The sequence below is a fragment of the Roseicyclus sediminis genome (assembly GCF_025515305.1).
Classification (GTDB): Bacteria; Pseudomonadota; Alphaproteobacteria; order Rhodobacterales; family Rhodobacteraceae; genus Roseibacterium; species Roseibacterium sediminis.
The window spans coordinates 1-14,670 of sequence record NZ_JAOPHT010000019.1 but is presented as its reverse complement, the minus strand read 5'-3'; the positions used below and the strand labels follow the sequence as shown (position 1 = coordinate 14,670).

General features: G+C 69.8%; 13 protein-coding genes. 9 read left to right on the top strand and 4 right to left on the bottom strand.

Features of this window, described 5'->3' with window-relative positions; translation table 11 throughout:
* The first annotated feature begins 25 nt into the window (after nt 1-25).
* The 7 genes from N8I71_RS17945 (at nt 26) to N8I71_RS17915 (ending at nt 9,040) form a co-directional block, all read left to right on the top strand.
* On the top strand, nt 26-2,107 hold the full coding sequence (locus tag N8I71_RS17945) for an OmpA family protein (RefSeq protein WP_262879401.1): 2,082 nt from the start codon (nt 26-28) through the stop codon (nt 2,105-2,107).
* Between the two features lie 67 nt (nt 2,108-2,174).
* Nucleotides 2,175-3,155, top strand: coding sequence for an XdhC family protein (locus N8I71_RS17940; RefSeq protein ID WP_262879400.1), 981 nt, complete (start codon nt 2,175-2,177; stop codon nt 3,153-3,155).
* A 7-nt stretch (nt 3,156-3,162) separates the two neighbouring features.
* Nucleotides 3,163-4,188, top strand: coding sequence for a molybdopterin-binding protein (locus N8I71_RS17935; RefSeq protein WP_262879399.1), 1,026 nt, complete (start codon nt 3,163-3,165; stop codon nt 4,186-4,188).
* A 57-nt stretch (nt 4,189-4,245) separates the two neighbouring features.
* Nucleotides 4,246-4,998 carry a dienelactone hydrolase family protein gene (locus N8I71_RS17930; RefSeq protein WP_262879398.1) on the top strand — a complete coding sequence of 251 codons (753 nt, stop codon included), beginning with the start codon at nt 4,246-4,248 and terminating at the stop codon, nt 4,996-4,998.
* A gap of 164 nt (nt 4,999-5,162) precedes the next feature.
* Nucleotides 5,163-5,648, top strand: a complete 486-nt coding sequence (locus N8I71_RS17925; RefSeq protein WP_262879397.1) for a (2Fe-2S)-binding protein — start codon at nt 5,163-5,165, stop codon at nt 5,646-5,648.
* A gap of 132 nt (nt 5,649-5,780) precedes the next feature.
* Nucleotides 5,781-8,159, top strand: coding sequence for a xanthine dehydrogenase family protein molybdopterin-binding subunit (locus N8I71_RS17920; protein WP_262879396.1), 2,379 nt, complete (start codon nt 5,781-5,783; stop codon nt 8,157-8,159).
* Nucleotides 8,160-8,248: 89 nt separating this feature from the next.
* Nucleotides 8,249-9,040 (top strand): FAD binding domain-containing protein, encoded by a 792-nt coding sequence (locus N8I71_RS17915; protein ID WP_262879395.1) that lies wholly within the window; start codon nt 8,249-8,251, stop codon nt 9,038-9,040.
* Nucleotides 9,041-9,137: 97 nt separating this feature from the next.
* Here the strand turns inward: N8I71_RS17915 and N8I71_RS17910 are convergent, their stop codons facing one another.
* On the bottom strand, nt 9,138-9,743 hold the full coding sequence (locus N8I71_RS17910) for an NYN domain-containing protein (RefSeq protein ID WP_262879394.1): 606 nt from the start codon (nt 9,741-9,743) through the stop codon (nt 9,138-9,140).
* A gap of 217 nt (nt 9,744-9,960) precedes the next feature.
* Nucleotides 9,961-10,452 carry a translation initiation factor IF-3 gene (gene infC / locus N8I71_RS17905; RefSeq protein ID WP_262879393.1) on the bottom strand — a complete coding sequence of 164 codons (492 nt, stop codon included), beginning with the start codon at nt 10,450-10,452 and terminating at the stop codon, nt 9,961-9,963.
* Nucleotides 10,453-10,688: 236 nt separating this feature from the next.
* Between infC and N8I71_RS17900 the strand changes: the two genes are divergently transcribed.
* Nucleotides 10,689-11,426 (top strand): translation initiation factor 3, encoded by a 738-nt coding sequence (locus tag N8I71_RS17900; RefSeq protein WP_262879392.1) that lies wholly within the window; start codon nt 10,689-10,691, stop codon nt 11,424-11,426.
* A gap of 87 nt (nt 11,427-11,513) precedes the next feature.
* On the opposite strand, the gene N8I71_RS17895 is transcribed toward N8I71_RS17900, so the two are convergent.
* Complete coding sequence (locus tag N8I71_RS17895) at nt 11,514-12,353, bottom strand: ferredoxin--NADP reductase (RefSeq protein ID WP_316249265.1); 840 nt, start codon at nt 12,351-12,353, stop codon at nt 11,514-11,516.
* Nucleotides 12,354-12,763: 410 nt separating this feature from the next.
* Here N8I71_RS17895 and N8I71_RS17890 point away from each other — a divergent pair, with 410 nt between their 5' ends.
* Nucleotides 12,764-13,237 (top strand): Lrp/AsnC family transcriptional regulator, encoded by a 474-nt coding sequence (locus N8I71_RS17890; protein ID WP_262879391.1) that lies wholly within the window; start codon nt 12,764-12,766, stop codon nt 13,235-13,237.
* Here N8I71_RS17890 and N8I71_RS17885 read toward each other — a convergent pair.
* Nucleotides 13,197-14,429, bottom strand: a complete 1,233-nt coding sequence (locus N8I71_RS17885) for a bifunctional alpha/beta hydrolase/OsmC family protein (protein ID WP_262879390.1) — start codon at nt 14,427-14,429, stop codon at nt 13,197-13,199. The genes N8I71_RS17890 and N8I71_RS17885 overlap by 41 nt on opposite strands.
* Between the last annotated feature and the right edge of the window lie 241 nt (nt 14,430-14,670).

The window sequence follows — 14,670 nt, the reverse complement described above, 5'->3', positions numbered from 1 at the left end:
GCACGCAACATGATTCGAGGCCCCGATGCGCCGCACCTTCCGCTCCACCACGGCCCTTGCCGCGAGCCTCGCCCTCGTTCTGGCGCAGGTTCCGTCCGCGGCCTTCGCCCAGGCGATCGATCCCGCGCGCTGCCTCGACGGCGAGGATGAGGAAAGCTGCCTGGCGCGGATTCTTGCAGAAGAAGCCGCCGCAGCTGAGGCCGCTGCCGCTGAGGCCGCTGCCGCTGAGGCCGCTGCCGCTGAGGCTGCTGCTGCCGAGGCCGTCGCTGCGGCCGAGGAAGCTGCCGCGCAGGAGGCTGCCGCCGCCGAAGAAGCTGCCGCACAGGAAGCTGCCGCTGCCGAGGAAGCCGCCGCCGCCGAGGCTGCCGCTGCTGCCGAGGCCGCCGCTGCGGCTGAAGAAGCTGCCGCGCAGGAGGCTGCTGCTGCCGCCGAGGCCGCCGCACAGGAAGCTGCCGCTGTCGAGGCCGCCGCCGCTGCTGAGGCTGCCGCTGCCGCCGAAGAAGCTGCCGCGCAGGAAGCCGCTGCGGCCGAAGAAGCTGCCGCGCAGGAAGCTGCTGCCGCCGCCGAGGAGGCCGCAGCCGAAGAGGCAAGGCGTGCAGCGGAAGAAGCCTCCGCCGCCGAAGCGGTCGCCGCGGAGGAAGCGGCTGCCGCTGAAGCCGCTGTCGCAGAGGAGGCCGCCGCATCCGAAGCCGCTGCGGCGGAAGAAGCCGCCCGCGTGGCCGAGGAAGCTGCTGCAGCGGAGGCCGCCGCAGCGCAGGAGGCGGCTGCCGTCGAAGAGGCCGCCCGCCTCGCGGCAGAAGCCGCCGCGGCCGAAGCCGCCGCGGCCGAAGCCGCCGAAACGCCCGCCGCTTCCGAAGAAACGGTGCCCTCGACCGCCGAGGTCGCGCCCGAGCCTTCCGTCTTGACCGCCCCCGAGGAGATCACCGCCGAACAGGCCGAGACCGTGGCCGAGGCCGAGGCGATCGCCGCCGCCGCGGAGGAAGAGGTCGCGCCTGCCGATCCCATGGCCGAGGCCGAGGCCGAGGTGGCGCGGTTGGCGTCCGAGGAGGAACAGCGCCTGCAATCCATGGCGCTTGCAACCGATCCCGCTACCGAAACCGCCACCCAGGCCGCCGAAACCCCGGTCCCCGTCGTGACCGAGGAGCTTATCACCGAGGAGACCGCGCGCGCACCCGACGAGGAGTTCGCCCCGATCGTCACGGTCGAGAGCGGTCGGCGCGAGGGGGGGCTCAGCAACCTGGAGACCGCGCTGATCGCGGGCGCGGCCGGCCTGCTCGTCGGCTCGCTCATCTCGGGCAACCGGCAGGTGGTGAACCGCTCCGACGACCGGATCGTGGTGCTGCGCCCCGAGGGCGACTACCAGGTGATCCGGGACGACGACGTGCTTCTTCGCCGGCCGGGGAACGGGGTCGTCACCGAAAGCTTCCGCGATGGTTCGTCCCGGACCACGATCACCCGGCCCGACGGCACCCGCGTGGTGACGTTGCGCGATGCCGACCTGCGCATCCTGCGCCGCAGCGTCATCGCGCCCGACGGGACGGTGACCACGCTGATCGACGATACCCGCGCCCTCGCGCCGGTCTCCGTAACGGCCCTTCCCGCCGCGCCCGGACCCTCCGCATCGGCGGCGGATGCCGACGCCCTGGCGCGTGCGCTGGCGCGCGAGGCGGGGCTCGACCGGGGCTTCTCGCTGGCGCAGATTCGCCAGATCGGCGCGGTGCGCGCGCTTGCGCCGGTGGTCGATCTCGACGCGATAACCTTCGCCTCGGGCTCGGCCGCGATCGCGCCGGACCAGGCGGCGCAGCTTTTGTCGCTCGGTCGCATCATGTCCGACACCATCGCCCGCAACCCCGGCGAGATCTTCCTGATCGAGGGTCATACCGACGCGGTGGGGTCGGCGTCCTACAACCTCGCGCTGTCGGACCGGCGCGCGGAATCGGTGGCGCTGGCCCTGTCCGAGTATTTCGGGGTTCCGCCCGAGAACATGGTCATCCAGGGGTACGGAGAGGCAGACCTGCGCATCCCCACGCTGGAGGCCGAGCGCCTGAACCGCCGCGTCGCCGTGCGCCGGATCACGGACCTGCTGGCGGTGGCGCGCGCGAACTGACGCGTCACCCTCGGGCCTTGCGCATGGCCACGACCGGCGTAGGCTCGGCCCGAGGGAGGATGTCGCCATGACACCCATGACACCGGAGCTGGAGAACATGCCGGAGACCGCGCTCGCCTGGCACAGGGCGGGGCGCGGGGCGGTGCTGGCGACCGTGGTCGAGACCTGGGGCTCGGCGCCCCGGCCGGTCGGCAGTCAGCTGGTGATCTCGGGCGACGGCGAGATGGCCGGCTCGGTCTCGGGCGGCTGCGTCGAGGGCGCGGTCGTGGTCGAGGCGATGGAGGCCGTCGGCACGGGGCGCCCGCAAATGCTGGAGTTCGGCGTCTCCGACGACGAGGCCTTCGCGGTCGGGCTTGCCTGCGGCGGGCGCATCCGCGTCTGGCTGGAGCCGGTGGGCGGCGCGCTGCCCGAGGCGGTTCTGGCCGAACTGGTGGAGGCCCGCGCGGCGCGGCTGCCGGTGGCCTATGTCGTGAACACCGCGACGGGGGACCGGCGGCTCGACCCGGCCCATGCCCATGCCGAGCGCTTCCGCGCCGATCGTTCGGGGATGGAGGAGGACGGGGAAACCTTCGTCCACGTCCACAACCCGCCGCTTCGGATGATCGTCGTCGGCGCCGTCCACATCGCCCAGGCGCTGGTGCCGATGGCGAAGATGGCGGGCTATGACGTGAGCCTCGTCGACCCGCGCCCGGCTTTCGCGCAGGAGACCCGCTTTCCCGGCGAGACGGTGCTGGACGACTGGCCCGACGAGGCGCTCGACACGCTCGGCCTCGATGCGCGCACCGCCGTTGTCACGCTGACCCACGACCCCAAGCTCGACGATCCCGCGATCACCCGCGCGCTGCGTTCGGAGGTGTTCTACCTCGGCTGCCTGGGGTCCACCCGCACCCATGCCAAGCGCGTCGCGCGCCTGCAGGAGGCGGGGTTCACGGAAGAGGAGATCGCCCGCATCCACGCGCCCGTCGGCCTCGACATCGGCGCGCGGGGGCCTGCGGAAATCGCCGTTTCCGTGCTGGCGCAGGTGACGCAGCGCCTGCGCAAGGGCTGAGGCCGCCATGCGCTTCGGCCCGGTTCCCCTGTCGGAGGCGGAGGGCGGGCTGCTGGCCTACGCGCTGCGCGTGCCGGGAGGGCTTCTGAAAAAGGGCCATGTCCTGACGGCGGACGACCTCGCCGCCCTCGCCGCGGCGGGGATCGCCGAGGTGACGGTCGCCCGCCTCGACCCCGGCGACGTGGGCGAGAACGCGGCCGCGCTGCGGCTCGCCGAGGCTTTGGTGGGCGATGGGCAGGCCGCGGGCCTGCGGCTCGACCCCGCCTTCACCGGCCGGGTCAACATCCGCGCCACGGGGGCGGGGATCGTCGCGCTCGACGCCGCGGCTATCTCGCGGCTGAATGCCGTCGACCCGATGATAACGCTCGCCACCGTTCCGGAATGGCAGCGGGTGACCGAGGGCACGATGGTCGGGACGGTGAAGATCATCTCCTACGCGGTACCCGAGGCGGCGCTGGAGGCGGCCTGTGCGGCTGGTCGCGGGGCGCTCCGGCGCCTGCCGCCCGTGATTTCCGCGGCGGAGCTGATCGTGACGCAGGTTCCCGGCGCGCCCGCGCGGCGTGACGACAAGGGGATCGCCGCGGTCGAGGGGCGTCTTGCCGCGCTCGGCGTGGCGCTGGCGGGCGTCGAGATCGTTGATCACGAAGCGGGCGCGGTGGCCGCGGCGCTCGTGCGCCATCGCTCGGGCCTGTCGCTGATCCTGACGGCGTCGGCGACGTCGGACGCCCATGACGTCGCGCCCGAGGGGATGGTGCGGGCGGGCGGGCGGCTGATCCGTTTCGGAATGCCGGTCGATCCCGGAAACCTGCTGTTTCTCGGAGAGATCGGGGGCCGTCCGGTCATCGGGCTTCCGGGCTGCGCGCGTTCACCGGCGCTGAACGGGGCGGACTGGGTGCTGGAGCGGGTGGTCTGCGGCGTCGAGGTGAGCCACGAGGATATCGCCGCGATGGGGGTCGGTGGCCTCCTGAAGGAAATCCCGACCCGGCCACAGCCCCGCGACGGCCCGCGCCGCGCGCCGGGCGCGCCGGATTGAACGTTGGGATTGCGCGCTATCTTCCCGGGCATGCGAACAGAAACCCAGGGAGTAACCATGTCCGTCAAACGCACACTCGCCGCATCCCTTATCGCCCTCGCGCCCCTGCCGCTCTCGGCGGAGGTCACGGGCGACTACGTCACCTACACCGTGGGTGGCATGGATTTCGAAGGCTACCTTGCGACACCCGAGGGGGAGAGCCTCGGCACCATCCTGATCGTCCACGACTGGGACGGCATGACCGACTACGAGGAGACGCGCGCCCGGATGCTGGCCGAGGCGGGCTATACCGCGTTTGCCATCGACGTCTACGGCGCCGACACCGACCCGCAGGGGTTCGAGGAATACCGCGCGCTGTCGGGCGCGCTCTACGGCGACCGGCAGACGTTCCGCGAGCGGCTGCTCGGCTCCATCGCGGCGGCGGCGGATCTGCCGGGCGCGACGGAAAACGTGGTCATGATCGGCTACTGCTTCGGCGGGGCGGCGGTTCTGGAGGCGGCGCGCGCAGGTGCCGATCTCGACGGTTTCGTCAGCTTCCACGGCGGGCTGCCGACACCCGAGGGGCAGGACTGGTCGGCGGCCGTGGGCGCGCCGTTGATGTTCTTCCACGGCTCGGCCGATCCGGTCTCGGGCATCGGCGATCTCGCGCAGGTGATGGCCGAGCTGAACGAGGCCGGCATCCCGCATCTCGCCGAGATCTACGGCGGCGCGCGGCACAGCTTCACGGTGCCGGGCTCGAACGACTATCTCGAAGGCCCCGATGCCGACAGCTGGGCGGGTCTGCTGGACTTCCTCGACGAAACGCTCTGAAGTTTTCTGGCGGGCGGGCCGCATCCTTCGCGGCCCGCCTGCGCGGCCTCTGCCGGGACCCGCGCGCGGCAAAGCGCCGTCAACGGCAAATCCCATTTGATTTTCGGCCGATCCCTTGTTTGGATACCTCCCAAGAACCAAGGGAAAACCTAGGGAGGACATGGATGACCAAGGTTAGCATGTCGGTGAACGGCAAGACTGTTTCCGGCGATGTCGAGGGGCGCACGCTCCTGTCTGAATTCCTGCGCGAGGGCCTTAGGCTGACGGGCACGCATATCGGTTGCGACACCAGCCAGTGCGGCGCCTGCGTGGTGCATGTCGACGGCGAAGCGGTCAAATCCTGCACGATGCTGGCGCTTGATGCCGAGGGCGCGGAGGTCCGCACGATCGAGGGCATGGCGAATGCCGATGGCTCGCTTTCCGTGATCCAGCAGGCTTTCCAGGACCATCACGGCCTTCAGTGCGGCTTCTGCACACCGGGCATGGTGATGTCTGCGGCGGCACTCCTGAAGGAGAACCCCAAGCCGACCGAGGCCGAGGTGCGCGAGTATCTCGAGGGCAACATCTGCCGCTGCACGGGATATCACAACATCGTGAAGGCGATCATGGCCGCGTCCGGCCAGGACGTCTCGGCCATCGCCGCCGAGTAAGGCCCGGCGCGCCCGCGGGGTGAGAGGCCGCGGATGCGTATTTGAGGAAAGATGAAGGGGCGGAGGAGGCCCCGAACCCCGAGGCCCCCTATGGTGGCGGGCCGGGGCGATCACACCCAAGGGAGGAACCCCATGCCGAAAGATCATGGGATTGGCGCAAGGTCCAAGCGCCGCGAGGACGTCCGTTTCCTGACCGGAACCGGCCACTACACCGACGACATGGCGATGCAGGGACAGACCTACGCGGTCATGGTCCGTTCGACCGTGGCGCACGGCAAGATCGTGTCGATCGACACGTCCGAAGCCGCGGCGATGCCCGGCGTTCTGACGATCTTCACCGGCGAGGATTTCGCCGAGGTGGGCGGCAACCCCGCCGGCTGGCTGATCCACTCGCGTGACGGCAGCCCGATGCGCGAGCCCAAGCGCCCGGTGCTGGCCCATGGCAAGGTGCGTCACGTGGGCGACGCCTATGCCGCCGTTGTGGCCGAGACCTATGCCCAGGCCAAGGACGCCGCCGAGGCGGTGGCCGCGGGCACGGTCATCGAGGAACTGCCCGCCATCGTCGACCTCGCCGCGGCCGTCGCCAATGCCGACAACCGCGTGCATGACGAGATCCCCGACAACCTCTGTTTCGACTGGGGCTGGATCGAGGACAACCGCGAGGCGGTGGATGCCGCCATGAAGTCGGCCGAGCACGTCACGGTGCTGGAGCTCGTGAACAACCGGCTGGTTCCGAACGCGATGGAGCCGCGCTCCTCGATCGGCGAGTACCATCCGGCTTCGGGCGAGTACAAGCTGACCACGACGAGCCAGAACCCGCACCTGACGAAGCTGCTGGTCTGCGCCTTCGTGCTCGGCATTCCCGAGCACAAGCTCACGGTCGTGGCGCCCGATGTGGGCGGCGGCTTCGGCTCGAAGATCTACCACTACGGCGAAGAGGCGCTGGTGCTGGCGGCGGCCAAGAAGCTCGGCCGGCCGGTGCGCTGGACGGCGGAGCGGACGGAGAGCTTCCTGACCGATGCCCATGGCCGTGACCACGTCACGAAGATCGAGGTGGGCGCGAAGAAGGACGGCGAGATCGTCGCCATCCGCACCACGACGCTTGCCAATGTCGGCGCCTACCTGTCGAACTTCTCGACGGCGACGCCGACCTTCCTGCACGGCACGCTGATGGCCGGGCCCTACAAGGTCCCGAACGTCTACGTGAACCTCAAGGCGGTCTTCACCAACACCGCGCCGGTCGACGCCTATCGTGGCGCGGGCCGGCCCGAGGCGACCTACAGCCTCGAGCGCGCGATCGACAAGATGGCGCGGGAACTGGGCCTCGATCCCGTCGAGGTGCGGCGGAAGAACCTGATCACGCCGGACATGTTCCCCTATACCACGCCCGTGGCGTTGCAATACGACACCGGCAACTACCAGGCGACGCTCGACAAGGCGCTGGAAATGGCCGACGTGGCCGGGTTCGAGGCGCGGGCGGCGGAGAGCAAGGCGCGCGGCAAGCTGCGGGGCCTCGGCCTTTCCACCTGGATCGAAGCCTGTGGCATCGCGCCCTCGCACCTCGTGGGGCAGCTCGGCTCTCGCGTGGGTCTCTATGATGCCGCCACCGTGCGGGTCAGCGCGACCGGCACGATCCAGGTCATGACCGGCGCCCACAGCCACGGGCAGGGGCACGAGACGGTCTTCGCGCAGGTCGTGGCCGAGAAGCTCGGCATTCCGGAGGAGAACGTCGAGATCGTCCATGGCGACACCTCGAAGATCCCGTTCGGGATGGGCTCCTACGGGTCGCGGTCGCTCGCGGTCTGCGGCTCGGCCATCGACCGGGCGATGGACAAGATCATCGACAAGGGCAAGAAGATCGCGGCGCACATGCTGGAGGCCTCGGAAGGCGACATCACCTTCGAGAACGGCAGCTTCGCGGTCGCGGGCACCGACAAGGCGAAAAGCTTCGGCGAGATCGCCTTCTCGGCCTACGTGCCGCACAACTACCCGCTGGAGACGCTGGAGCCGGGGCTGGAGGAGACCGCCTTCTACGACCCCAACAACTTCACCTATCCCGCGGGCGCCTATCTCTGCGAGGTCGAGGTCGATCCCGATACCGGGAGCGTCGATATCCTCTCGTTCACCTGCGCCGACGATTTCGGCAACGTGATGAACCCGATGGTCGTCGAGGGGCAGGTGCATGGCGGGGTGGTCCAGGGTATCGGACAGGCGATGATCGAGCACACCGCATATGACGAGACCGGGCAGCTTCTGACCGCGTCCTACATGGACTACGCCATGCCGCGGGCCGACGACGTGCCCATGGTGACGGTGGACCATTCCTGCGCCACGCCCTGCACGCACAACCCGCTTGGCGTGAAGGGCTGCGGCGAGGCGGGGGCCATCGGCTCGCCGCCGGCGGTGGTCAACGCGGTGATCGATGCGCTGCAGCGCGGAGGCTATGCCCACGTCACCCATATCGACATGCCCCTGACGCCGTCGCGCGTCTGGGCCGCGATGCGGGGCTGAGGCGATATTCCGGCGCCGCCGCATGTCGGCGGGGCCGGGTCTGCGTATTTCAGGAAAGATGAAGGGCGATCCCTTCAGGAGGAACCGAGATGTACAATTTCGAATTCGCCAAGCCCGCCACGATCGGGGAGGCCGTGTCGGCGCTGTCGTCCGAAGGGGCGCAGGCGCTGGGCGGGGGGCAGACGCTTCTGCCGACCATGAAACAGCGGCTGGCCGCGCCCGAGACCCTCGTGAGCCTCACCGGCATTTCCGAGATGAAGGGCGTATGCCTGTCGGATGCGGGCGAGGTCTGCGTGGGCGGGGCGACGACCCATGCGACGGTCGCGGCAGAGGCGGCGGCGCACTACCCGGCGCTCGCCGCGCTCGCCGGCCGGATCGGCGACCCGGCGGTGCGCAACCGGGGCACGATCGGCGGCAGCCTCGCCAACAACGATCCCTCGGCCTGCTACCCGGCGGCGGCTCTGGCCTCGGGCGCGACGATCAAGACCAACGCGCGCGACATCGCGGCGGACGACTACTTTCAGGGGATGTTCACGACCGCGCTCGACGAGGGCGAGATCATCACCGAGGTCCGCTTCCCGGTGCCGGAGAAGGCCAACTACCAGAAGTTCCTGCAGCCGGCCTCGCGCTTCGCGCTGGTGGGTGTTTTCGTGGCGAAATACGCCGATGGCGTGCGCGTCGCGGTGACGGGGGCTTCGTCTGACGGCGTGTTCCGCTGGACCGAGGCGGAAGAGGCGCTGAACGGCTCCTTCACGAAGGATGCCATTGACGCGCTCTCGCCGCCCGATGGCGACATGATCGCGGACCTGCACGGCTCGGCCGCCTACCGGGCGCACCTGGTCAAGGTCCTGACCGGCCGCGCGGTCGCCGCCGCCGGCTGAATGTCCCGAAGCAGGGCGTCCGGCTGGCCGGGCGCCCACGACCCGGCGGCCCCCGAAGCGGGGCCGCTTCGTTTTCACGGGGGCAGGGCGCCCTGCTTCAGTCGGCTTCCATGCGTCCCGTCGCGGGCACCTCGGCGCCCTGGTCGAGGTCGAGCCAGAGGCGGCCGCCGCGGTAGCCGCCCTTCACGAGAAAACCGGGTTTCCGGACATCAGGAAACCGCTCGGCCCAGTCGCGGAACCTGTCGTTCGTCACCACGCGCGCGCCCATGTCCCGCGCCGCCTCGAGGATGGTGGCGTCGGCCGGCGTGCCCTTGTCCACCACCATGACGCGATCGGAGGGCAGGCCGAGCATCCGTCCGAAGGCATGGTCGTGACGGTAGCGTCCTTCGAGCAGGTAGCCCGCGTTGGCGTCGAAGACGACGCCGGGCGTGAACCCCAGGCCCTCGAGGCGGCGCACCACCTCGCGCACCGGCTCGATCCGCGGCGTCTCGTCGGCCCAGTGCATCACGTTGGACCCGTCGATCACGATCCACGCCGGGGTCGCCCGCTCGCGCCGTGCGGCCAGCCAGGCCCGGCCGAGCAGGAGAAGGCTCGCGACACCGGCGGGGGCTGCGATGAGAAGGAGGTCGGACATGCCGGGCAGGACGAACGCCGCAGCGACACCGGCAAGGGACAGGAGCAACAGCAAAAAGGGCACGATCATCCTGCTTGCCTAGCGCGCCAGGGCCGTCCGGCCAAGCCTGCGGCCGCGCCGGAGGCGGGGGCGGGCTCGAAACAGTCCATTTCCGGTAATGCGCAAGGCCGTTCCAGCCTTCGTCGCGCCGGGGCGTGCCCCCCCGTGCCAACCCGCGAAGGGGAGAGGCCAGACAAAAAAGGCGCGCCAGAGCGGCGCGCCTCGTGGCATCGGATGAGCGGCTGACCTACTTGGCCGGGCCGATCATCATGACCATCTGCCGGCCTTCCATCCTGGGCATGTTCTCGACCTTGCCGAGGCCCTCGACATCCGCGGCCACCCGCTCCAGCAGGTCGCGGCCGAGGTTCTGGTGCGCCATCTCGCGGCCGCGGAAGCGGAGCGTGACCTTCACCTTGTCGCCGCCTTCCAGGAAGCGCGTGACGTTGCGCATCTTGACTTCGTAGTCGTGGATATCCGTGTTGGGACGGAACTTAACTTCCTTGACCTCGATCGTCTTCTGCTTCTTGCGCGCTTCGCTCTCGCGTTTCTGGGTCTCGTACTTGAACTTGCCGAAATCCATGATCTTGCAGACCGGGGGTTCGGCGTTGGGCGAGATTTCCACCAGGTCGAGCCCGGCCTCGACGGCGAGGTCCATGGCCTTGGCGGGGTGCAACACACCGAGGTTTTCGCCCTCCGGTCCGATCAGTCGGATTTCCGGGGCGCGGATGCGGTCGTTCACGCGCGGGCCGGTGTCGCGGGTCGGCGGCGCGTTGTGGGGTCTGCGGGCTATGGGATGCGTCCTTCTGTAGCCTGGATTGCGAGCGTGTAACCTATCGCCTGACCCCCTGTCTTTCAAGGCGATTTGGGCGTGCATCCGCCGGAGGTGTGCACTTTGCCGCCGTCGCATTGCACGCGCGGCACGTGATGGTGTAGCGCAACCGACGTTCGCAACGAACATTCAAAGGTGGGACCATCATGAATCGTATCCTGATCGTTATCGTCATTCTCGCCGCCCTCGGGCTCGGCGGGTACTTCCTGAGCCAGAGCGGGCCGGAGACCGTGGACGACGCGGTCGGAACCGCAGAGGAGGCCGCCGGCGACGCCGCGGAAGCCGCCGGGGACGCGGCCGAAGGCGCGGGCGAGGCGCTGGAGAACGCCGCCGAAGCGGCCGAGGGCGCGCTGGAAGATGCCGCCGAAACGGCATCGGAGGCCGTGGAAGCCGCGGTCGACGCCGCCGGCGAGGCCGTTCAGGCGGTCGAGGAGGCCGTGACCGGCGCGGCGGAGACAGGCAGCGAGACGGTCGCCGAGGCCGTCGATGCCGCGACCGAGGCCGCGGGCGAGGCTGCAACCGCCGTGGAAGAAGCCGTGACCGGCGCCGAAGAAGCCGCCGAGCAAGCCACGGGCACCGCCGCGGAGACCGCCGCGGATGCCGCCGAGGCGACTGCCGAAGCCGTTGAAGGCGCGGGCGATGCCGTGTCCGACACGGCCGAGACCGCGTCCGGCGCCGTGGAAGCGGCCGGCGAGGCGCCGCTCTCGGCGCTCTTCACGCCGGAAGGCTTCGACTACGATGCCGCGATCGCCGCGATCGAGGCGTCGGAAATGTCGGCGCTGGCCAAACGCTCGGCTCGGACCGCGCTCGAAGGGGCCCGGGGCAACCCCGACCTTCTGCCCGGCGCGCTGGCGCAGGTTCGGGGTCTGCTCGGGCTCGAGTGATCCCCACGGCGGAGCCTTCAGGCCGAAAGGAAAACCCCCGGCGCCTTCTGGCGTCCGGGGGTTTTTCGTTCCTCGCCCACGCGCTTGTCAGTCGAGGAAGGCCTTCTCCACCACGTATTCGGCGGGCTTGGAATTCGCGCCCTCGGTCAGCCCCGCTTCCTCCAGCATGTCCTTCAGCTCGAGATTGAAGGCGAGGTTGCCGCAGATCATCGCCCGGTCGTTTTGCGGGCAGAGCGGCGCGACGCCGAGATCGGCATAGACCTCGCCCGAGCGGATCAGGTCGGTGATCCGCCCCATCTTCGGGCTCTCCTCGCGGGTTGTCGTGGGGTAGTAGCGCAGCTTGTCCGCGAAGCCCTCGCCGATCAGCTCCTCCAGCATCTCGTCGCCCCTGATGCTCTCGATCAGTTCGGCCCCGTAGGTCAGTTCCCCCACCTCGCGGCAGGTATGGGTGAGAATGACCTCGTCATAGTCGGTGTAGGTCTGCGGATCGCGCAGGAGCGAGGCGAAGGGCGCGATGCCGGTGCCGGTGGCGAAGAACCAGACGCGCCGGCCGGGCAGAAGCGCGTCGTGGACCAGCGTTCCCACGGGCTTCGGTCGCAGGATGATCTCGTCGCCCGGCTTGATGTGCTGAAGCCGCGAGGTCAGCGGGCCGTTGGGAACCTTGATCGAGTAGAATTCCAGCTCGTCGTCCCAGGCGGGCGATGCGATCGAATAGGCCCGCAGAAGCGGCTTGGCCTTGCCCGTCTTCGGATCGGGCTCGTCCATCAGTCCGATCATCACGAACTCGCCCGAGCGGAAGCGCAGGCTCGCGGGCCGGGTGCAGCGGAACCGGAACAGCCGGTCGGTGTAGTGCTGCACCTCCGTCACGGTCTGCGCGTCGGGAAGGGTCGGGGTCGCCTTGGCGGCGCTCGCATCGGTGTCTTTCACGGGTCCGGGCCTCGTTCTGTGGTCTCGGGCTCTGGTGGCTGGCCCTGGTGGCTGGCCATGGGTTCGGGGGACCTTGCCCTTCCCCCGATGCGCCGGCCTTGATCTGGATCAGGGGCGCGGCCGGCGCAAGCCCCGGGCGTCACCCTGCCGCGAAGGGGCCGCGCCGTCCACCGTCCGCCTTCACGCCGCCGGACGGTGGGCCTGCCTGCACCGGCGATGTGGTTTCCCGGGCCTGAAACCTGGCGGGAAGGGTAGTGGCGCGGCACATCTTGACGAACTCCAGAGGGCGTATCGACGCTCACTGTAGGACACTTTCCCGACAAATGGCAGATATCTCTTGCGAAACGGGACATATGTTCCGTATCACGCCGCCAGCACGTTTCCCGTTCCCGCAACCCGTGAGACCGCGAATGCCCGTTCAGATCGACGCCCTCGACCGGAAGATCCTCGCCGCGCTGCAGGAGGATGCGAGCCGCTCGCTCGAAGAGATCGCGCGGCATGTCGGCTCGTCCAAGACGCCGGTCTGGACGCGGATTCGCAAGCTGAAGGAGGCGGGCGTGATCGGGCGGCAGACGGTGCTGCTCGATGCCGAGGCGCTGGGGCTCGACGCCTGTTTCTTCGTCCTGATCCGCACTTCCGAGCACGAGGCGGAGTGGCAGGGGAAATTCCTCGCCGCGCTCCGCGCCCGCCCCGAGGTGATGGAGGCGCACCGGCTTGCGGGCGACATCGACTACATCCTGAAGGTCAGGGTGCCGAACGCGCGGGCCTACGACACGTTCTACCAGGCGCTCATCGGCGAGGTGAAGATCCACACCGTCACCGCGCTGCTCTCCATGGAGGAGATCAAGTCGTCGCCGCTTCTTCCGTTGGAACTAGTTCGGTGACGACCTGGGCGCCGGCCTCCATCGTGCGGTGGACCGGGCACTTGTCGGCGATCTGAAGGATGCGCGCGCGCTGCGCCTCGTCGAGGTCGCCCTCGATGCGGATGACCCTGCGGAAGGTCTCGAGCGGTGTGTGATGCCCCCGCGCGTCCTGCCCGTGGACGCGGTCGTGGGTCACGTCGACCGAGACATGCCGCAACCGCCAGCCCTTGTGCCGCGCATACATGCGGATCGTCATCGAGGTGCAGGCGCCAAGCCCCGCGGCGAGGAACTGGTAGGGCGTCAGGCCGCGCCCCGTGCCGCCATAGCTCTTCGGCTCGTCGGCGAGAACGTGGTGCAGCGGTCCGGCCATGACATCCTGCAGAAAACCGTTCGCATCGGCCTCCGAGACGCGGGTCACGCCCTCGGGCGCGCCGGGGGGTGGGGCGGGGGGCCTGAGGTCGAGATAACGCGCGGCCCATGCGGCGATCACGCCGGCGGCGTATTCCGCGTCGGCGGGCCGGGAAATCAGGTGGTCGGCATCGTCGAGCGTCACGAAGCTCTTGGGATGCTTCGCCGCCGTGAAGATGCGGGTCGCGTTGTCGATGCCGACGACACTGTCGCGCGGTGCGTGCAGGACCAGAAGCGCGCGGCCAAGCCCGGCGATGTCCTCGGCCAACGCGGCGCCCTCCACGTCCTCGACGAAGCCGCGGCCGATCCGCACCGGGCGGCCGCCGAGATCGACCTCGCCCGAGCCATCGCGCCGGATTTCGGTCAGGGCGTCGCCGAAATTATGGGTGACGTGCCCGGGGTCGAAAGGCGCGCCGATGGTGACGACCGCGCGGGCCGAGGCGATCAGGCCCGCGGCCTTCAGCATCGCCGCACCGCCCAGCGAATGGCCGATCAGGAGCGTGGGCGCCATGCCACGGGCCGAGAGCGCCTCGGCCGCGCGCAGCAGATCGTCGACGTTCGACGTGAAGGACGTGTTCTGGAACTCGCCCTTGGAATGCCCGAGGCCGGTGAAGTCGAAACGCAGGACCGCGATGCCTTCCGCCGTCAGCCGCGCCGCGATCCTGCGGGCCGCGGCGATGTCCTTCCCGCAGGTGAAACAATGGGCGAAGAGCGCGGTGGCGAGGTGCGGCCCCTCCGGCAGGTCGAGCCGGGCGGCGAGATCGTGGCCGTCGTGGCCGGTGAAGGTGAAGCGATCGGTGGGCATTGGCAGTCTCCCTCAGGTCCCCCGAGGATGGGCGCAGGCCCGGCGCGGGGCAAGGGCACGGGCGGGTCCGCTCGCGCAACCGTGCGTGGAGGTGCCCCGGCGTGATCCGATGTGTCAGGTCCGGGGACGGGCGCGGGCCTCGGACCGCCGTCCGGCGGGCAGGGGCGCCGCGCCGATCTCTTCATCCTGGTGGAAAACTCCGGGGGGAGGCGCGGCCCGCGCCGCGGGGGGCAGAGCCCCC